Here is an 18,636-nt window from a genome sequence, read left to right on the forward strand (position 1 = left end):
TGACTGACACCCGACGGGCAAAAGCCCGATACTGTGTTAGTATTTCCGGCAGTAGGTCAACGAATTAACAAAACGGGATGTCTGGTGTCCCGTTTTCACTATTATGACGTGGGGTTAGCGTGATTAAAGCCGTTATTAGCGGGACCGGTCTCTACACACCGCCAGCAACCATTAGTAATGACGAACTGGTCGAAGCCTTTAACCAGTATGTTGAACTTTTCAACGCCGAGAACGCAGACGCCATCGCCAGCGGCGATGTAACGCCACTGCAGCCTTCCTCCTCTTCGTTCATCGAAAAAGCGTCGGGAATCAAGCGTCGCCATGTCATCGACAAGGATGGCATTCTCGATCCCAACCGCATGAAACCCTATATCCCGGATCGCAGCAACGAAGAGCCCTCGGTTCAATGCGACATGGCCGTGACGGCGTGCCGTGAGGCGCTGGAACAAGCGGGCAAGTCGGCTGAGGGTGTTGATGCGGTGATTGTTGCCTGCTCTAATCTGCAGCGAGCCTACCCAGCCGTTTCTATCGAGGTCCAAGAGGCGTTGGGTATCGACGGGTTTGCCTACGATATGAACGTAGCCTGCAGCTCCGCTACGTTCGGGCTCCAGGCCGCCGTTAATTCTGTCGAGAATGGCAGTGCCCGTGCCGTTCTGGTGGTCAGCCCGGAGATCTGTTCGGGCCACCTGAACTTCCGCGATCGGGACAGTCACTTTATTTTCGGTGACGCCTGTACGGCTATTCTGGTTGAGCGTGAAGAAGATACTCGTAAAGGCCAGGGCTTCGAGATCCTCGGTACCAGTCTGAAAACCAAATTCTCGAATAACATCCGGAACAATTTCGGGTTTCTGAACCGCGCCGACGATTCGGGTGTCGGAAAACCGGACAAGCTCTTCGTTCAGCAAGGCCGTAAGGTATTCAAAGAGGTGTCACCACTGGTTGCCGAGACAATCCAGAAACAGCTGCAAAGCCTTTCTCTGGCCCCGGATGATCTCCGTCGTATGTGGCTGCACCAGGCCAACCTGAACATGAACCAGCTTATAGCGCGCAAGGTACTGGGTCGGGATGCCACCGAAGAAGAGGCCCCGGTCATCCTGGATGAGTACGCGAACACCAGCTCTGCGGGTTCGATCATCGCCTTCCACAAAAACAAGGATGACCTTGTCAGTGGTGATCTGGGGGTAATCTGTTCTTTCGGGGCAGGTTATTCCATCGGCAGCGTGGTGGTTCGCCGCCGATAGGAGTGAGCTGGGTCAAGACGTTGCCAGTGCCCTGAGGGTGTCTGGCAGCGGAGCCGATGAGCGCGTCTTTCGCTCGAACCAGACGATTTTTGCATAGCCCTCCGCATAGACGGCGCCGGTGTCGACATCTGTCAGCAAATGGTAGGTGTCGAGACTGGTGTTACCTGCCTTGTCAGCGTATGTTTTCACCTCAACCGTTGCCGGGTGGTTCAATTCCTTTAGAAAGGTAGCGCTGGTCTTTATAATGACGGGGCCGGTCGGCTCGTCAGGCCCGCCCAGCTCCAGTGAAGCCAGCCACACAATGCGCGCTTCCTCAAAGAATCGGAAGTAGACTGTATTATTGGCGTGGCCGTATGCATCCATGTCTCCCCACCGGAGGGGCATAGTGATTGTGTTTACAAGATTTCCCGGTACTGACATCGGTTTCTCCGGAACAACGGTTTAATAATAAAAAGTAGCGCCGGTATTTTCGACGAATTGAAACGAATTAAACAACCCAAGAGCAGATGATGAACTACTTTTTTATCCGGCGCCGGCTTATTACCCTGGCCATATTGTTTTCCCTGTCTGCGCTTCTGCCAGCGGGCCAGGCTATTGCCCAGAACATGCAGGAACCCGCTCCAGAGGGATCTGTTCCGGTTGATCCCGCAGATCCCTGGGAGAACTGGAACCGCAAGGTGTACACCTTCAACGAGACCATCGACCGCTGGTTCCTGAAACCGGTAGCACAGGCCTATCGAACCTTCACTCCGCAAATTGTCGACCGCGGCGTTACCAATTTTTTCAACAATCTGACAGAACTGAGGAACTTCATCAACAGTGTCCTTCAACTGAAAGGGGAGTCTGCGGTGGTTGCCGTGGGGCGCTTCACCTACAACACCACCTTTGGGCTGGGTGGTTTGTTCGATGTCGCAACCGCCTTTGACCTGCCGGAACGGCCCGAGGATTTTGGTCAGACCCTGGGATACTGGGGCGCGGGTTCAGGGCCCTATCTGATGCTTCCTTTTCTCGGCCCTTCCACACCCCGGCACTTTACCGGGTTTGTGACGGACGGCTTCGCGTTGCCTTCGGCGTGGGATGAAGTGGAAAGCCCTGAAGTTTACTATGCAAGGGCTCTGCAAATCGTCGACCGCCGGGCGGATTTGATCCCTGCTGAAAGTTTCATCTCTGGCGATAGTTACGTGTTTGTGCGGAATGCCTTTCTGCAACGTCGCGAATTCCTGATTAACGACGGTAAGGTGGTTAACGATCCGTTTGCCAGCGATGATGATGAGGACTTGATGCTTGATGATTTCTAAGCGTCAGCCGGATTGAAAGGAGATCAACGGTGCTCAAGGATCCAAGAATAGCCAAGTTCCGGAAAATGCTGGCCGACGCGCCCAACTACGAGGTATGGAAAGCAGCGGCTCTGGAACTGGACTTTTTGGAGGGCAACGCCGAGTGGAAAGAGGATTTTGCCTCCGACCTTTATCATTATGAAGTCATCTACGACCGGCTGAGCAACCTCAAGCAGTATCGCCAGCAAAATGACGTGGAACGCCTCAAACGCGCTCTCCGCGAAGGCTTGCACCATGACCTGGGCAATATGGGCAATCCCGCGCTTTATACCCGGTCGCGCGTCGGCACGAAGCATCTGATCGAGGAGTACATCACGCAGGTCTGTGAAGCGCTGGACTATCTTTGTGATCAACCGGTTCCGGGTTTTCCAGTTGCAGATAAGCTCCAGTTCTTCCGCGACACCCTCACAAGTTACGGTCGCCCGGCACTTTTGCTCAGTGGCGGCGCCACCCTCGGTGTGTTCCATTTCGGCGTGATCAAGGCGCTCTGGGAAAAGGGGCTTCTGCCGCAGGTTATTGCGGGCTCAAGTATCGGGGCCATCATCGCTGGCATTCTTGGTGTGCATACGGATGCCGAAATTCCGGAAATGCTGATCCCCGAGAACCACAACCTGAAAGCCTGGAAATGGCGAGGTCTTCTAAGCGCAGTCCGTGGCGACGGGCTCATGGATCAGGAGGAGCTTCGGAACTGTCTGCGGGGCAATATCGGTGAGTACACCTTCGAGGAGGCGTATCAGCGTACCGGACGTTCAATCAACGTTAGCGTGTCCCCAGTACAGGCGCACCAGAAGGCCCGGTTGCTTTGCGGATACACCTCGCCCTATTTGATGGTGTGGAGCGCGGTGCTGGCCAGCGCCGCGGTTCCCGGTATTTTCCCGCCGGTTACCCTGATGAAAAAAGACATTCAGGGTAATACGCTACCGTATATGCCGCGCCTGAAGTTTGTGGATGGCTCGGTCGTCAGTGATTTGCCAATCGAGCGGTTGATGCACCTGTACGATGTCAATTACACCATCGTGAGCCAGACCAATCCCCACGTAGTCCCTTTCCTGAGCCAGCGGGGGCTGGATGAAAAACTGTCCCTCGGAAATCTGCCCATGCACCTGTTGAAATCCGAGATCCAGTTTCATGGCCAGGGCGTGTTCGATTACCTGCGAAAACGGGTAAGGCCGGAACTTCTGCGTCAGATGTCCGGTCAGTTGTACACCATTATGGCCCAGCGCTACTCGGGAGACGTGACCATAGCTCCGTCGTATTCCTTCAAGGATTACAGCAGGATGCTGGCGAATCCGGATCCTGCCTACGTGCGGCAGATGATTCTGGCTGGCGAGCGGGCGACTTGGCCGAAGATCTCCATGATTCGCTCCCACGCCCGTATATCGAAAACCCTGGAGCGCTGCGTGCGAAGGCTGAAGCAACAGAACCGGCGCACGGCCGAGCTCAGGCTGATCAGCAACGCGGATTCCGGTACGTCCTGATATGTATTACGACTTTTTCGGCTTTCGCGAACCGCCGTTTTCCATTGCCCCGGACCCTCGTTATCTATATCTCAGCGATCGCCACAAGGAGGCCCTGGCGCACCTGATGTACGGAGTCCAGGGGCAGGGCGGTTTCATCGTGATCACTGGTGAGGTGGGAACAGGAAAAACAACGGTTTCCCGGTGTTTTATCGAGAATGTTCCCGATCATGTGGATATCGCGCTGATCCTCAACCCGAGGCTCTCTGCGCGGGAGTTACTGTCCTCCATCTGCGATGAGCTGGAAATCCCCCACGATATCAGTGCCACCATCAAGGAACTGGTTGATCTGATTAACCGGGACTTGCTCAAGGCCCATGCAGCCGGGCGACACAAGGTTCTGATGATTGATGAGGCCCAGAACCTTTCGGCCGAGGTGCTCGAACAGTTAAGGCTGTTGACCAATCTCGAGACGGCAGAGAAGAAGCTGCTGCAGATTGTCCTGCTTGGCCAGCCTGAACTGCAGGAAATGCTGGCACTTCCGGAATTGAGGCAGCTGAATCAGCGGGTTACAGCACGCTATCACCTGGACGCCATCGGTCGGGATGAGCTGGCGGCCTACCTGAAATACCGCCTCAGTGTTGCCGGCATGCGGGGTGATATCTTTTCGCAGCGGGCGGTGAATCGCCTCTATCGCGAGAGCCAGGGCATACCCCGCCTGATCAATTTGATCAGTGACCGCGCATTGTTGGGCGCCTATGCCGAGGGTGAGCATGAGATTACGCCCGAGCATATCCGCCAGGCGGCAAAAGAAGTACGTGGACAATCCCTTGGCCCCACGCCCTCGCGAGCGCGCCAGTCACCAGACAGAGCCCAGTACCTTATCGTTGCGGCTTCGATTCTGGTGGCCATCATCGGCACCGCCTGGCTTTTTGAGCGTTGGTCACCGGGCGGAGCGTTTCTCACCGATCCCTCCTCAGCAGAACCTTTGCAGGGAGCTGTTGAGCGAGTCGAGGAGCAGGAACAGAAACAGAAACCATTGCAAGAGATCCAGGAAACCGGGTCTGGAGAGCCGTCAGCACCCGTTGAACTTGCCGTGCCGGGTCAGCTTCTGGATTCCGTGGAGGCTTTTCAGGTACTTTTCGGGATCTGGGGGCGTGAATATGAACCTTCGGAAGCGCCCGTTGCCTGCGACTGGGCCAACGAGGAGGGCCTTGGATGCCTGAGTCGTCAGGGTAGCCGCCGAAGCCTCGAGTTTCTGGATCGCCCGGCGATGCTTCAGTTGCAGGATGAGGCGGGTAACCGGGGGTTTGTCGTGCTCCGCCATCTGGACGGCGATACCGCAGATATCGCCTTGCCCTCCGGCAATCAGACTGTATTGTTTGCCAGTATCGAGCGCTATTGGTTCGGGGAGTATCGGGTTCTGTGGCGCCTTCCGGAATACCTGACGGGCGACGGCTTTTACAGCAATGGCGGGGGCGAGCAACTCTGGATTGGTGCGCGAATGATGGATCTGGCGGACCGTTTCAGTAATTCCCGTGCGGAAAGTGACCGGGTGAAACGGCTGGATTCCGAAGAGCAGGTTCGCTGGTATCAGTCATTGCGAGGGCTTACCGTCGATGGGATCGCCGGAGCCATGACGATTATCCAGATCAATAACGACCTGGAAGCTAACATTCCCCGTCTCAAGCCTCTGCAGTCCGAAGGTCGCCGGCAAGTTGAAGGTCGAGAGTAATTATGTCGTACATTCTTGACGCATTGCGGAAATCCGAAACTGAACGGAGGCAAGGGCGCGTGCCGGACCTTGGTCAGCAGGTACAGCTGATCCATCGCCCGAAGAAAAAGCGGTGGTCGCCGGCTGTCTGGGTGTCTCTTGCACTCATGCTCAATGCCGGCGTCCTGGCCTTTGTCTTCTGGCCGGGAGCGCCGTTGCCCTGGGTTTCCGAGTCGCAATCCGACACATCTGCGGCCTCTGCCAGGATGACAGCTCCTGAACCTGATGCGGTGTCGCCTGCGACAGAGCCAGCACCGACATTGGAAGATCCCGTTGCACAAACGGGGACCATCCCTGAGCCCGATGCGGGCGAGGCGACGCCAGCGCCGACCGCCTCGGAAACTTCCCCATCGGAAAGTGTGGAGCGGGCGACCGTTATCGTTCCCTCATCCGCAAATGCCGAAACTGCTGCACCAATGGTGCAGCCCGAGCAGGCAGGCAGAGTGCCACATCTGGTAGAGTTGCCGCTCTCATTTCAGAAGAGCGTTCCCGATTTGACCTTTAACAGCCATATCTACTCGTCATCCCCTGCATCGCGCCGGGTCATGATTAACGACACCTACTTGCGAGTGGGCGACGTCTTCGAAGGCCTGCGGGTAGACGACATAACGGAAGAAGGGGTGGTTCTGAGTCGTGACGGGCGCCGTTTTCGGGTTGGCGTTGTTCGGGACTGGGTGAGCCCTCGCTGATGGCGCTGACCGACGAGATCAAGCAATCGATCCAGCAGGGATATCGGGATGTGCTGGCAGGCAAGGATATTCGGGCGCGCTATGGGCAGCGCCTGATGATTGCGGAAATCGCCAGATATATGGGCGACATCACCGAGAACGATGGCCAGCGAACGTCCCCGGCCTCTGCCTGTGTGGTCGAAGCCGGGACCGGGACAGGTAAAACCCTGGCCTATCTGATCGCTGCCATCCCGGTGGCCAAAGCCCTCGGCAAAACCCTGGTTATCTCCACCGCAACCGTGGCCCTTCAGGACCAGATTGTGCTCAAAGATCTCCCGGACCTGAAAAAGCACAGCAAGATGGATTTCAACTGGACTCTGGCCAAAGGGCGGGGGCGCTACCTCTGCATGTCCCGGTTGGAAGCCCGACTGCACGATGAAGGCAATACCGACAGCGACACCATGCCCCTGTTCCTTTTGGATGGGCCGAAAAATGAAGAACCGGGCACCCGAGCCTTTTTCGAGGAAATGCTCGCCAGTTATGGATCTCGCGAGTGGGACGGTGACCGGGACCACTGGCCGGAACAGATACCGGACGACGTCTGGCGACAGGTAACCACGGACCACCGGCAGTGCACCAACCGCCACTGCAGCTATTTCGACAGTTGCGCGTTTTTTGATGCCCGTAAAGACCTTGATGATGCCGATATCGTGGTGGCTAACCATGATCTGGTTCTTGCAGACCTTGCCCTGGGCGGCGGCGCCATTCTGCCGGAGCCGGAGAACGCACTTTATATTTTCGATGAGGCTCATCACCTTCCGGACAAGGCCCTGAATCACTTTGCCGCGTCGCTGCCACTCAATGCTACCCGGCAATGGCTGAAGCAGCTTTCCCAGGCGCTTGTTAAAATGCAGCCTTATCTGGCAGCCGGCACCCAGGCCGCCAAGTCCCTGGATCGCATCAGTTCTGCGTCGAGAGAGGTAGACCTGGTCCTCAACCGGGTTTACGAAGAAGCCGAGCAGAATACCGGCTGGGAGTTCAACGAAGAGCGCCGGACGGCGCAGTGGCGTTATCCGGAAGGTGAGTTGCCGGAAGCCGTGGCTGAGCTTGCAGCCGAAAGCCGGATTGCTACCGCTAACATGGTCCGGCAACTGGGCGTTCTGGCGGACGAGTTGCAGGGCGCCTTTGATGAGCGCAAGGAGCATGAGATCGACCGGGAAACCGCCGAAGCCTGGTATCCGGTGATAGGCTCCTTTCACGCCCGGGCAGAGGACCAGTTGCGGCTCTGGACAGCCTGGTGCGACCCGGGCAATGCCAGTCCCTCCGTGGAAGCTGAAGCCAACAGCGAGACAGGTGATGAGTCTGAAGCCAGGCCGAAAACGCAGAAAAGCCCGCCCCCAGCCCGATGGTCAGTACGCCAGCGCTGGGATCACGCCGAAGACATCACTCTTTACAGTTCACCGGTACTGGCAGACAACCTGTTGTACTCCAGGCTTTGGTCTCGCGCTTACGGCGCCGTGCTCACCAGTGCCACCCTGACTGCACTTGGTCGATTCGATCGCCTGAACGCGCGCGCTGGATTGCCCCAGGGCAGCCGCTTCCTCGTGGTTCCCAGCTCTTTCCGTTACGGCGAAATGGCAACGGTGGAGGTGCCGGCGATGTCCGCCATGCCGACGGATGACGGCTTCGCCGATGAGCTTGTAAAACGACTACCGGACCTCTGGGCAGGCGAGAAGGCGACACTGGTACTGTTTACGTCCCGTCGTCAAATGCAGCAAGTGCGAGACGCGTTGGCCCCGGATTACCCGGACCTGATTATTACGCAGGACGATATGGCCAAGGGCGAAGTGCTGAGGCAGCATTGCAGCAGGGTGGATGAAGGCCGGCCGAGTGTCCTGTTCGGCGTTGCCAGTTTTGCAGAGGGTATCGACCTTCCAGGCAAGTACTTGCACCACGTCGTGATTACCCGTTTGCCATTTTCGGTGCCGGATGATCCCATTGAGGCGAGCCTGGCCGAGTGGGTGACGCAGCGGGGCGGCAATCCGTTTATGGAAATCACCGTTCCGGACGCGTCCATCAAACTCGTCCAGGCGGTTGGTCGGCTGCTGCGGACCGAGCAGGATACTGGAAGAGTGACTATTCTGGATCGCCGCATTATTGCCCGCCGGTATGGTCAGCTGTTGCTGGATGCGTTGCCACCCTTCCGCCGGATCATCGAACACTGAATCCCACCAGAACCGTTCAGCCATAAAAAAAGAGCCAGCCCCTTTGGGGGTTGGCTCTCATCAAGGGGTTCTTTCGAACCCGGGCGTCGAAACAACGCGGAACAAGAAATCTGAAGGCCTGAAGTTTCAGAATTCCTGGTGAGGTTTCCCTCACCGTTGAAAATATAATAGGGGATTAGAGGGCGTAGCCGGATCGTCCAAAGGGCGTAGCGGGTTAAAGTTGTTGGTGCAAAGTGTGAGGTGCGTCACGTTTTTGGGGCTCGAAATCAGCCTTGCAGCAACCCCAGTTCCCGGGCCCTGGCCAGAGCCTCGGTTCTGCGGCCCACGCCGAGCTTTCCATAAAGGTTGCGAATGTGGGCCTTCACCGTAGCCGGGGCAACGTCCATTTTTGCGGCAATTTCCTTGTTGGCGTGGCCCGCATGAATGAGCGCAAGCACTTCAAGTTCTCGCTGGCTGAGAGGTTCAGGCAGTGTTTCGGCGTTGAGTGTCGTACGACCGCGCTCACCAGAAATGGCACTAGGTTTTGCTTCAGGTTGGCCCTCGCCGGACTGGCGTTGATCGAGAAGCATTTTCCTGACGCTGGCGTTCCAGCTTCCCGGTTCATCCAGTGCTGGCAAACCGAGGAGCAGGGCACGCAGATCCGGGCTTTCCTCCGCAAAGAGCCTCAAGAATCCGGCCTCGCTGGCCAGTTCTATCGCGCGGGTCAGCATTTGCTCCGATTCACCGGTCCGTTCCTGCTTCGCCAGGGCCTCGCCATAGACCAACAGAATTTCCACCAGGTGTCTGTTGTGGGCGTTGCGTTCAGCCGGTTGCAAAAGAGCGCTGAGTATCTCCTGGGCCCGCTCGGGCCGATCCAGTGCAACCAGCACTCGCGCCTCGCTAATACGGCTTTGTTCAAGATGAAGCGGATTGGTGAACTCGGTATCGGCTCGGGAATCCAGGCAGGCCCGGGCTTTTTCCGGATGGCCTGAAGCCAGGTAGCAGCGTGCCAGAAGGGCAGTGCTTGCCGGTGGCTCGAACACGATTTGCTCTCGCCGCTTGCGGGCGGTCTGGGATGCGTCTTCGAGCGCGTCAATCGCGTCCTGGAGCCTGCCTTCGCTGAAAGCCAGGTGACCACGCACGTACTGAATGATCACGTGCTGGCCCGGTTCGGTGCCCCGCTCAACATGTTCGAGCAACGGTTTCAGGTGCGTGGCTGCTAGCTGGGGGTGATTTCGTTCGCGATGAATCTCACAGAGTGTACTGTTCTGCCAGCATGAGATGAGTCTTGGCTGGGTTGGGTCCGCATAGTGTTTGTCCACCCATTGCCTTATCTCGGTGCAGGTTTCCAAAGCCAGATCGATATCGCCGCGATTGTATTGAATCCATGCCAGCAGGCCGCCACTGGAAAGAACGGTACTGGGTTTATGTTCGACCTGTCCGTAGCGGACTGCCGACTGGAGCGCATCTTCGGCTTCGGTGAGTTCACCCTTGCCGTAGTAATCCAGCCCAAGGCCGTAATAGGTCACCGACTTTAGCGGTATGCGAGTGTGATCAATCTCCCTGAGCACCTGTCTTGTGAGATCTGCGGCGCTCTTGTCGTCACTCCGGGTGCGGGCTAGATAGGAGCGCATCAACGAGATCTCACTTTGCAGCCCGAGGGCCCCTTCGGCATCCGGATGGGAGTCGGCCACCTGCCGGTCCAGAAGATCCTCCAGGCTGGACAGCAGCGGCTCGAGACTATCCATGCGGTTGGCAAAGAACAGCCCCCAGATCCGGAGCATCTGGAGTTGCGGATTGTCGATGACAAGATCCTGTGGCAGGGCATCAATCCAGTCCAGCACGGGGAGATGATATCCGCCATGGATCAGGTTGTTGCCGTGCTCGGCGAGCACCCGGGCAAGCCGGGACCAGTCCTCCTGTCGGACGATCTGGGCAATGGCTTCCTGAACGTGGCCATGGGCCAATAACCAGTCCACCGTCCGGTGCCAGAGTCGCGCGGCCGAGTCAGGATCTTGGTGACTTACCCTGAGTTGCAGCGCATCCCGAAACAGGTCGTGATAGCGGAACCACTCGTTCCGGGTATCCAGCGGGATCAGGAACAGATTCTGGCTGAGAAGTTTTTCAAGCAGCTCCTGGCTGTTATCGGACCCACGGATCGAATCACAGAGGGATGCACATAGCCGGGGGCAACAGGCCGTTTCAAGCAGAAAGTCCGACAGCTCCCGGGGTTGCTGCTCAAGTACTTCGCTCAGCACATAATCGCTGATGTGGCGCTCATCCAGATTTATCTGGTTTCCACTCGTGCTTGCGTCCTTTCCGGACAATGCGGACAGCTGCATGGCGGCGACCCAGCCTTCGGTTTTGCGGTAAATCGCGTGGACATCCTCGTCGGCGATATCAAGGCCCATGGTGTCGTGAAAGAACTGACGGCATTCGTCTTCAGAAAAGGCCAACAGGCCAGGGTGGATGTCCTGGATCCACCGACGGACGCGCCAGCGGGCCAGGGGCAGTGGCGGTTCGGTTCTGGACGCCAGGGTTATCAGAACACCCGGCGGAAGATAATCAATGAAATAGGCGAACTGCCTGTGAATGGCAGGGTTGCCAATGAAGTGGAAATCGTCCAGCACCAGCGACCACGGGCTGTCATCATGAGCCAGTGTGTTGATCAGGCCGGTAATGGCCTCGGTAAACGTGTCATCTGAGTGGTGAGCCAGTTGTTTGCGCAAATCGGACGCGCCGGTCAGCCCGGCTTGCTCAAAAGCTCCTATCAGGTACTGCCAGAATCGCCGGGGCTCATCGTCGTGTTCATCCAGAGAGAGCCAGGCGGTAGGGGAGGAAACCCTTGAACACCATTGCGCAACCAGAGTGGTCTTGCCAAACCCGGCCGGCGCAATCACCAGATTCAGTCTTTTCGGAGCCTTGGACTCAAGCAAGGCACTCAACCGCTCACGTTTAACCGCGCGCGAGTCTGACGTTGGCCGAAGAAACTTTGTGGTGAGCAGCATGGGTTCCCTGAGAACTGGAGTGTTGATGTGCCCAGACAGGGCATTACGGATTGTGTCCTTTGTATTGGCCAAGTCAAGGGTTGGAGGGGCTTTTCATAGCCTCAGGGTTTTATCAGGGGCTGCGCAAATGCGATTTTGGTCTAAACTGTGTAAAAGCAGTTGCCTATATTAAAAAAGAATGAAAATCTGTATTTTTATGCGTATTCTTCAACAAGGTCCTTCGATCTCCAGGGAGCAGCAGATTCAATGAAACTACAACAGTTGCGCTATATCTGGGAAGTTGCGCATCACGACCTGAATGTCTCAGCAACCGCCCAGAGTCTGTTCACGTCCCAGCCGGGTATCTCCAAACAGATCCGCCTGCTGGAGGACGAGCTGGGGCTTGAAGTATTTGCCCGCAGCGGCAAGCATCTCACCAGAATCACACCGGGCGGCGAGATCATTATTCGCGAGGCCGGCGAAATCCTGCGGCGGGTTGAGGGCATCAAAAAGATTGCCCAGGAATTCAGTAACCAGCGAAAAGGTGATCTCAGCATCGCCACCACGCATACCCAGGCCCGTTATGCACTGCCACCGATTATCAGTGGTTTTATAGAAGAGTACCCCGACGTCTCCCTGCATATGCATCAGGGCACGCCAATGCAGATCTCCGAAATGGCAGCCAGCGGGGCGGTCGATTTTGCTATTGCCACCGAGGGCATGGAGCTGTTTAACGACCTGATCATGATGCCATGCTACAAATGGAACCGGAGCGTCATCGTGCCGAAGGATCATCCACTGGCGAAACTGCCGGAACTGACGCTTCCGGAGCTTGCGGAATACCCGCTCGTGACTTACGTGTTCGGCTTTACGGGGCGCTCGAAGCTGGATGAGGCGTTCCAGTCCCAGGGACTGACACCGAAAGTGGTATTTACGGCAGCGGATGCAGACGTGATCAAGACCTACGTCAGGTTGGGGCTCGGTGTCGGTATTGTCGCGAGCATGGCATTCGATCCAAAAACGGACACCGACCTGGTTGCGCTCGACGCCCGCAAGCTTTTCCGTCCCAGCGTCACACGACTCGGGTTCCGAAAGGGGACTTTCCTGCGGGGCTATATGTATGACTTCATTCACCGTTTCGCGCCCCATCTCACCAAAGAAAAGGTGGACGAGGCGGTTTCTCACCAGGGCAGCCGATCTGAAATCGAAGAACTGTTCAAGGATGTCGAGCTGCCCACTCACTAAAAGATGAATGGGCAAGAGGCGCCCAGGTTATTCCCGGGCGATCAGGTTGCCGGCATGGAGGCCGCATTCTTTCTGGGTGGCTTCTTCCCACCACCAGCGGCCTTCACGTTCATGTTGACCAGGAAGGACAGGACGGGTGCAGGGCTGGCAGCCGATGCTGACAAAGCCTTTCTCATGCAGTTTGTTGTACGGCGCCTCGGACATACGGATGTAATCCCACACCTCTTTTGATGTCCAGTTTGCAAGTGGGTTGAACTTTACAAGTGTCTTTTCATTGGTCGAGAAGGCGGTATCTTCCTGGATAACCGGGACGTCATTGCGAGTTCCGGGGCTCTGGTCTTTCCGCTGTCCAGTGATCCAGGCGTCCACGGTCGCCAGCTTGCGGCGCAGGGGGTTGACCTTGCGAATGCCGCAACACTCACCGTGCCCATCTTCATAGAAGCTGAACAGGCCCTTTTTGTTCACCAGATCTTGAACTTCGTGAGCATCCGGAAACAGAACTTCGATCTCGATGCCGTAATGCTTGCGAACCCGCTCTACAAAATCGTAGGTTTCCGGATGCAGGCGGCCTGTATCCAGAGTGAAAACCTTCAGGTTGTCGGTCAGCTTGTGTGCCATTTCAATCAACACGACATCTTCTGCGCCACTGAAAGAGATGGCGATGTTATCGTATTGTTGCAGCGCAGCTTTGAGAATCGAACGGGGGCTCTGGCCTTCGAGCTCTTCCCGCAGGGTTTGAATATCGGTCATGGCCCGGCATTGCCTTCTATGGATGTGCAAGGGTATCTAACTGACCGAAAAGGCTACCATTAAATGCCTCATACCCTGAAGGAATGACGATCTATATGGTTATTCCGCGTTCAAAAGCGCGGGTTTACACTTCCACGATGCAATCCTGGCCGGTTTTTCTTATCATACGCACCGAATACAGGCAGGCGGATTGACCGTACTGGCCCTTTACCAATCAAAGCAGGAGATCGTTGTGGAACTGGCATGCCTTGACCTTGAAGGAGTATTGATCCCGGAGATCTGGATCGCGTTCGCCGAAAAGACCGGCATTGAAGAGCTCAAGGCGACCACCCGCGATATTCCGGATTATGACGTGTTGATGAAGCAGCGCCTCAAGCTGCTGGACCAGCACGGCTATGGCCTTCCGCAAATCCAGGAAGTGATTGGCGAGCTGGACCCGCTGCCCGGCGCCCGGGAGTTTCTGGATTGGCTGCGCGAGCGTTTTCAGGTTGTGATTCTGTCCGACACCTTCTACGAATTCGCGATGCCCCTGATGAAGAAGCTGGGTTATCCGGCACTGCTTTGTCACAAGCTGGAAGTTGCAGACGACGGCCAGATCACCAACTACCTGCTGCGCCAGCGCGACCCTAAGCGACAGTCGGTGAGGGCATTCCAGTTGCTGAATTACCGCGTGATTGCTGCCGGTGATTCATACAACGACACCACCATGCTGGGGCAGGCCGAAGCCGGTATTCTTTTCCACGCTCCGCAGAACGTAATCGACGAGTTCCCGCAGTTCCCTGCAGTGCATAACTTCGAGGATCTGAGGCAGGAGTTTCTCAAGGCGAGTGCTATTCACAAAGTCTGAGAAGCTTGAGTCGCACGTTGGGATCAGATGAAAAGTACATCTGGCCCAACGTCAATTTCATTCAATAACCAACTCTTCCAGAAACCGCATTAAAGACCCGACTTTTGCGAGCGTCTCCTGATACTCGGCTTCGGGATCTGAATCCGCAACAATACCGCCACCACCCCAGCACCGAATGGTGCCCTCGCCATCACACAGCATGGTTCGAATCGCAATATTGCTGTCCAGAGTGCCATCCAGTCCGCGATAGAAAATCGAGCCGCAGTAGGGGCCGCGCCAGTGGGGCTCAAGTTCCCGGATGATTTCCATTGCTCGGATCTTGGGTGCACCCGTAATGGAACCACCCGGGAATGCGTCAAACAGGGCCTTCATCGGCGTAACACCGTCGGCAAGTTCCGCGCGAATGTGGCTGACGAGGTGATGAACGTTCTTGTAGGACTCAAGAGCAAAGAGTTTGTCGACTTTCACACTACCGGGTTTCGCGTTCAGGCCCAGATCATTGCGGAGAAGATCGACGATCATCAGGTTCTCGGCAAGGTCCTTTTCGGAGCCTTCCAGTTCAGAGGCATAGGCCAGATCGGTTTCCGGTGTTCTGCCTCTCGGCCTGGTGCCCTTAATTGGGCTGGTGGTTACGGTGCGATCGTGTATCTCGAGAAAACGTTCGGGGGAGACCGAGATAATCGATGCTTCGCCTGATCGGATAAAACCGCTGTAGGGAGTGGGGTTAGCTTTCGAAAGCGCCTGGAATGCTCGCCAGGGATCCCCTACGAAACGGCCTGAGAATTCCTGGGCCAGATTCGTCTGATAGCAATCACCGGCTTCGATGTATTGGCGGACCCTTTCGACGCTCGTCCTGAAAGCAACCGGTGTTTGCCTGGGCTGAAATCCGGAAACCATAGACCATCCAGTGGTGGCGGGTTCGTCCGTGGCCAGCCACTGGTCCAGTAAATCACGCGTCCCATCAGGGCAGTCCGGATGAATCCAAAGCCAATATTGATCTGTTTTGCGATTATGACTGGCAGTCCAAAGATAGAATCCTGCAGACACCAGGGGGACATCCAGAGATGGGCAGAGCTCTCTGAGACGGTTTTCCCTGACATACCCGAGCTCATAGCCCAGGAAGCCAATCCACCCTCCGGACAGGCATTCCGGATTGGGTTCCTGTTCGATCTGGAACTGGTGGACGAGGCTTTCCATGTTCTGGGCAAGCTGATCGGAGCAGAAATCTTCAGGCACAGGGTGTTTGAGTACTTCGGTGGCAACAGCTCTGGCAGAAAATCCGCTGAAAACTCCCCGGGCCGGGCCGTTTCCGACGCTTCCGATATAGGCGAAATCCGCTTCCCGGCAGGCATGGCTTAGCAGGCGATTGTAGCGCTCCTGGTTGAGTTCAAGCTTGGTTGCCGGGTTCAAGGTCCCTCCGGATTCTTCGAGAAATGATAAACAGCACACAAAACGGGCGTTGTGGGTTTTGGGGGCTCGCTGATCTAATAAAAATGCTCTTTGCGACCAATGTCGGTCTACCAAGTGATGGGCATTCTAGCCGAGTCCGAAGAGTCTCCCCAGTACAAAAATGAATTTGGAAGCCCTCTCCTGCATCGGAGGTCAGAGCATTCCAGGCAACATGGAGTAAATATGACGATGGACAGAATACGGACTACGTTTGTTTTTCTAGTGTTTCTTTTTCTAGCTTGGTTTTCGGTAACAGCAAACTCCCAGGAAAATCCAGGGAGCGATTCTGGCATTTTGTCGGACGGCAAGCTCACTAAAGAGGAGCTAGCGGCAGCAATGTTAACAGCTGAGAAAGATCTTACATCCATGCTAAAAGCATCCATGTCTGACTTAGAGCAGGAGTTAGAAAGTTCTGCGATTTTTGGGCCCGGAGCATGGATGGTTTTAAAAGATCGTAAATTGAAAAAAGTTAAGCTGGGTGAGGAGTCTGACGCTGCACCTGCTTCAGCGAAGCTGCAGGTTTTCAGGGCTAGCCTGCGCTCGTTGGCTCGGCACAATAAAATTGATGCCGCGTTAATTGTGTATCCAGGCACCATAACTAAAGAAGGTGAGCAGCAGAGGGTAGTGGTAGTTGAGCATGAGCATCGGCTGGGCATCTCCGGCTTAAAATTGATTCCTCTTGATTTGAATCAGGGGAATGTCTCATTTGGAGCTGCTATGTCGCAGGACAAGTCATTTCAAATTTTTTATGACCAGAAGAAACAAGGTGTCTGAGTGTCAGGCGCAAGCTGTAGCTTCGTGTTCCGGAACTGTGCGTTCATTCACGGACTAGGACTGTAAAACAATCTTAAATTGAGGTGTGAGGTTACAGAACTTCACAAAACTGAAACTCGAAAACAATCAAAAAGAGTTTACTCAAGGAGATAATAATGAAAGGCCTGAAGAAACTTGCTCTTGCTACAGCAGTCGCTGCTGCTCCTTTCGCAGCAAATGCAGACCTCAAGGCGTTGGATGACAACGCAATGGGGAACGTAACTGGTCAAGCAGGTGTAACTATCGAATTGGAAACCCGGGTCTCCATCGGCGAGTTCACCTACACCGATGAAGGTACATTCGCGGTCTCTGACATCGAAATCGGTGGTGCGAACGCTAGTGGACTGATTCCTACAGACCCTAACACTGGCGACCCTGTTGCTGTTCCCGGTTTGGCAACTCAAAGCAACCTGCTGGATGATCTGAAGATCGATATTGATGTTGCCGCAGATGGCGACGCCGTTATTCATGTTGGCTCAAACACTGGTGCGCCCATCGACTGGGGTATGCAGGTTGGTGAGATGAGCTTACGTGACAATGTGGATGCTTCTTCTGCAACCGAAAACACCACACTGATTTCAGGAATGAAAGCGTGGGGTTTGCTCGGCGCGCTGGATATTCGGGTTGATACCACCGATGTTGCAGCTGGCCCTAACACGGGAACCTTGAACTTGGATGCAGCATTTACGGTCGAGCAGATGGACTTCGAAGTGGATTTCCTGGCAGTGGGCATTACCGGCCTGAGCATTAAAGGTGCGAACGCTGGCGGTCAAACCTACACTGACGCCGAAATTTCAGCCCTTCTGAACGATCCGAACGGCGAAGATCCGGTACTTGAAGGCACCCTTGCGGCGCTCGCTTCTGGCAATAACGGCGCCAACAAATCCTTCGCGGTTGCCCGCCTTGATATATACAAAGGTGACAATCTCGATGGAACCCGTTCAGATGTCTTGCGGGTAGACGTTGACGATGTTCTGATGGATGTAAACATCCAAGAGACTCGTATCGGTGGAACTAATATCGGTACCATTGGTATTGATAACCTGCATATCTCTGACACCACGCTTGCTGTTTACGGTAAGTAACCTTATCTGACGCCAAAGTTGGTCAAACGCCCCGCTCTGCGGGGCGTTTTTATTGGCCTAAAGAAAACTTGAACCAACAAAAACGGCAGCCAACTCTGGCTGCCGTTTTCAAAACGAACCAGCGAGTTCCACGCTACTGATCCGGCACCGCAATAGAAAGATCAAACCCACCACCGGGCCTCGGTGTCAAAGTAATCGGTCCTTCATTAATAGCCTGCGGAACCTGTATCTGATCAATCCCCGGCGGATTGCCGATGCTGAAATTCAGGTTCTGCCCGTCAAACCCTATCCCCAGTTGATCATTAAGAAAGGTTTGCGTAAAAGGCTCTTCTGGAATCTGTGCCTGCTGCCCAAAGATGATTGGTGGAATCGTTGGGGTAAACTCTGCTGGCGGCTGCGCCCGGGCGATTTCTTCCTGGGGCAGCAGCAGGGCGCGACGGAGGAATTCATCTTCTGCGTTTTCCAGAGCATCGGTCTTGCCCTCATCAACGTATCGTTGCAACGCTTCCCGGTAAGCTTCCTCTTCAGCTTCGGTCATTACCGGTTCGCCGGGCGATATGGTGAGGGAGCGCAGGATACGTTGGCGGTCGGCTTCTGATTTCTTACGTTCTTTGGGTACAACGATTACGGCGGAATCTTTCACATAGGTTTCCACCATCTCGTCCGAGGTCATGGTCTGAACGCCACCGAAGGCAGGTAAAGCAACAACCAGGCCGCTGATGGCGGTGGTGAGCAGATGTCGGCGTTTCATAATCTGGCCTCTTTTGTTAAAAAAATAC

At 55.5% G+C, this 18,636-nt stretch carries 15 protein-coding genes; 10 read left to right on the top strand and 5 right to left on the bottom strand.

Annotated elements, in window-relative coordinates; all coding sequences use genetic code 11:
* Positions 1-119 precede the first annotated feature (119 nt).
* Positions 120-1,241 carry a beta-ketoacyl-ACP synthase III gene (locus MDHKLMBL_RS14690; RefSeq protein ID WP_104271184.1) on the top strand — a complete coding sequence of 374 codons (1,122 nt, stop codon included), beginning with the start codon at positions 120-122 and terminating at the stop codon, positions 1,239-1,241.
* Between the two features lie 12 nt (positions 1,242-1,253).
* Here MDHKLMBL_RS14690 and MDHKLMBL_RS14695 read toward each other — a convergent pair whose 3' ends face one another.
* Complete coding sequence (locus tag MDHKLMBL_RS14695; protein WP_104271186.1) at positions 1,254-1,661, bottom strand: acyl-CoA thioesterase; 408 nt, start codon at positions 1,659-1,661, stop codon at positions 1,254-1,256.
* An 89-nt stretch (positions 1,662-1,750) separates the two neighbouring features.
* Between MDHKLMBL_RS14695 and MDHKLMBL_RS14700 the strand changes: the two genes are divergently transcribed.
* Genes MDHKLMBL_RS14700 through dinG form a run of 5 tightly spaced genes read left to right on the top strand, consistent with a single transcriptional unit; the run spans position 1,751 to position 8,702 of the window.
* Positions 1,751-2,539, top strand: coding sequence for an MlaA family lipoprotein (locus MDHKLMBL_RS14700; RefSeq protein ID WP_104271188.1), 789 nt, complete (start codon positions 1,751-1,753; stop codon positions 2,537-2,539).
* Between the two features lie 29 nt (positions 2,540-2,568).
* Positions 2,569-4,056: a DUF3336 domain-containing protein gene (locus tag MDHKLMBL_RS14705; RefSeq protein WP_014577215.1), complete on the top strand. Its 1,488-nt coding sequence runs from the start codon at positions 2,569-2,571 to the stop codon at positions 4,054-4,056.
* Between the two features lies 1 nt (position 4,057).
* A complete protein-coding gene (locus tag MDHKLMBL_RS14710) occupies positions 4,058-5,770 on the top strand; it encodes an AAA family ATPase (RefSeq protein WP_104271190.1) in 1,713 nt (570 codons plus the stop codon).
* Positions 5,771-5,772: 2 nt separating this feature from the next.
* Positions 5,773-6,498 (top strand): general secretion pathway protein GspB, encoded by a 726-nt coding sequence (locus MDHKLMBL_RS14715; RefSeq protein WP_104271192.1) that lies wholly within the window; start codon positions 5,773-5,775, stop codon positions 6,496-6,498.
* Positions 6,498-8,702, top strand: a complete 2,205-nt coding sequence (gene dinG, locus MDHKLMBL_RS14720) for an ATP-dependent DNA helicase DinG (protein WP_104271195.1) — start codon at positions 6,498-6,500, stop codon at positions 8,700-8,702. Before MDHKLMBL_RS14715 ends, dinG begins: the two co-directional genes overlap by 1 nt.
* A 266-nt stretch (positions 8,703-8,968) precedes the next feature.
* Here dinG and MDHKLMBL_RS14725 read toward each other — a convergent pair whose 3' ends face one another.
* Positions 8,969-11,689, bottom strand: a complete 2,721-nt coding sequence (locus tag MDHKLMBL_RS14725; protein ID WP_104271198.1) for a winged helix-turn-helix domain-containing protein — start codon at positions 11,687-11,689, stop codon at positions 8,969-8,971.
* 246 nt (positions 11,690-11,935) lie between these two features.
* Here MDHKLMBL_RS14725 and cysB point away from each other — a divergent pair, with 246 nt between their 5' ends.
* Entirely contained in the window at positions 11,936-12,913 is a 978-nt protein-coding gene (gene cysB / locus MDHKLMBL_RS14730; protein WP_008171800.1) for an HTH-type transcriptional regulator CysB, read from the top strand.
* 27 nt (positions 12,914-12,940) lie between these two features.
* On the opposite strand, the gene MDHKLMBL_RS14735 is transcribed toward cysB, so the two are convergent.
* A complete protein-coding gene (locus tag MDHKLMBL_RS14735; RefSeq protein ID WP_014577210.1) occupies positions 12,941-13,663 on the bottom strand; it encodes a phosphoadenylyl-sulfate reductase in 723 nt (240 codons plus the stop codon).
* Positions 13,664-13,895: 232 nt separating this feature from the next.
* Between MDHKLMBL_RS14735 and thrH the strand changes: the two genes are divergently transcribed.
* Positions 13,896-14,510, top strand: coding sequence for a bifunctional phosphoserine phosphatase/homoserine phosphotransferase ThrH (gene thrH, locus MDHKLMBL_RS14740; RefSeq protein ID WP_104271337.1), 615 nt, complete (start codon positions 13,896-13,898; stop codon positions 14,508-14,510).
* Between the two features lie 57 nt (positions 14,511-14,567).
* Here the strand turns inward: thrH and pabB are convergent, their stop codons facing one another.
* The gene (gene pabB, locus MDHKLMBL_RS14745; RefSeq protein ID WP_104271201.1) at positions 14,568-15,920 is read right to left on the bottom strand and encodes an aminodeoxychorismate synthase component I; all 1,353 of its coding nucleotides are present in this window, start codon (positions 15,918-15,920) and stop codon (positions 14,568-14,570) included.
* A 222-nt stretch (positions 15,921-16,142) separates the two neighbouring features.
* On the opposite strand from pabB, the gene MDHKLMBL_RS14750 reads away from it, so the two are divergent.
* Together MDHKLMBL_RS14750 and MDHKLMBL_RS14755 are read left to right on the top strand one after the other, a co-directional pair.
* Entirely contained in the window at positions 16,143-16,733 is a 591-nt protein-coding gene (locus MDHKLMBL_RS14750; protein WP_104271203.1) for a hypothetical protein, read from the top strand.
* Between the two features lie 155 nt (positions 16,734-16,888).
* Positions 16,889-17,857, top strand: coding sequence for a DUF6160 family protein (locus MDHKLMBL_RS14755; protein ID WP_104271205.1), 969 nt, complete (start codon positions 16,889-16,891; stop codon positions 17,855-17,857).
* Between the two features lie 133 nt (positions 17,858-17,990).
* Here MDHKLMBL_RS14755 and MDHKLMBL_RS14760 read toward each other — a convergent pair whose 3' ends face one another.
* Entirely contained in the window at positions 17,991-18,608 is a 618-nt protein-coding gene (locus tag MDHKLMBL_RS14760) for a hypothetical protein (protein ID WP_104271207.1), read from the bottom strand.
* Positions 18,609-18,636: the final 28 nt, after the last annotated feature.

The sequence above is a fragment of the Marinobacter flavimaris genome, from assembly GCF_002933295.1.
Taxonomy (GTDB): domain Bacteria; phylum Pseudomonadota; class Gammaproteobacteria; order Pseudomonadales; family Oleiphilaceae; genus Marinobacter; species Marinobacter flavimaris.

What these genes read in the sequence shown, in the direction of transcription:
- MDHKLMBL_RS14695 (WP_104271186.1), bottom strand. Translation starts at nt 1,661, where the DNA reads ATGTCAGTACCGGGAAATCTTGTAAACACAATCACTATGCCCCTCCGG.
- cysB (WP_008171800.1), top strand. Translation starts at nt 11,936, where the DNA reads ATGAAACTACAACAGTTGCGCTATATCTGGGAAGTTGCGCATCACGAC.
- MDHKLMBL_RS14715 (WP_104271192.1), top strand. Translation starts at nt 5,773, where the DNA reads ATGTCGTACATTCTTGACGCATTGCGGAAATCCGAAACTGAACGGAGG.
- MDHKLMBL_RS14725 (WP_104271198.1), bottom strand. Translation starts at nt 11,689, where the DNA reads ATGCTGCTCACCACAAAGTTTCTTCGGCCAACGTCAGACTCGCGCGCG.
- MDHKLMBL_RS14735 (WP_014577210.1), bottom strand. Translation starts at nt 13,663, where the DNA reads ATGACCGATATTCAAACCCTGCGGGAAGAGCTCGAAGGCCAGAGCCCC.
- MDHKLMBL_RS14755 (WP_104271205.1), top strand. Translation starts at nt 16,889, where the DNA reads ATGAAAGGCCTGAAGAAACTTGCTCTTGCTACAGCAGTCGCTGCTGCT.
- MDHKLMBL_RS14710 (WP_104271190.1), top strand. Translation starts at nt 4,058, where the DNA reads ATGTATTACGACTTTTTCGGCTTTCGCGAACCGCCGTTTTCCATTGCC.
- MDHKLMBL_RS14760 (WP_104271207.1), bottom strand. Translation starts at nt 18,608, where the DNA reads ATGAAACGCCGACATCTGCTCACCACCGCCATCAGCGGCCTGGTTGTT.
- MDHKLMBL_RS14750 (WP_104271203.1), top strand. Translation starts at nt 16,143, where the DNA reads ATGACGATGGACAGAATACGGACTACGTTTGTTTTTCTAGTGTTTCTT.
- dinG (WP_104271195.1), top strand. Translation starts at nt 6,498, where the DNA reads ATGGCGCTGACCGACGAGATCAAGCAATCGATCCAGCAGGGATATCGG.
- MDHKLMBL_RS14700 (WP_104271188.1), top strand. Translation starts at nt 1,751, where the DNA reads ATGAACTACTTTTTTATCCGGCGCCGGCTTATTACCCTGGCCATATTG.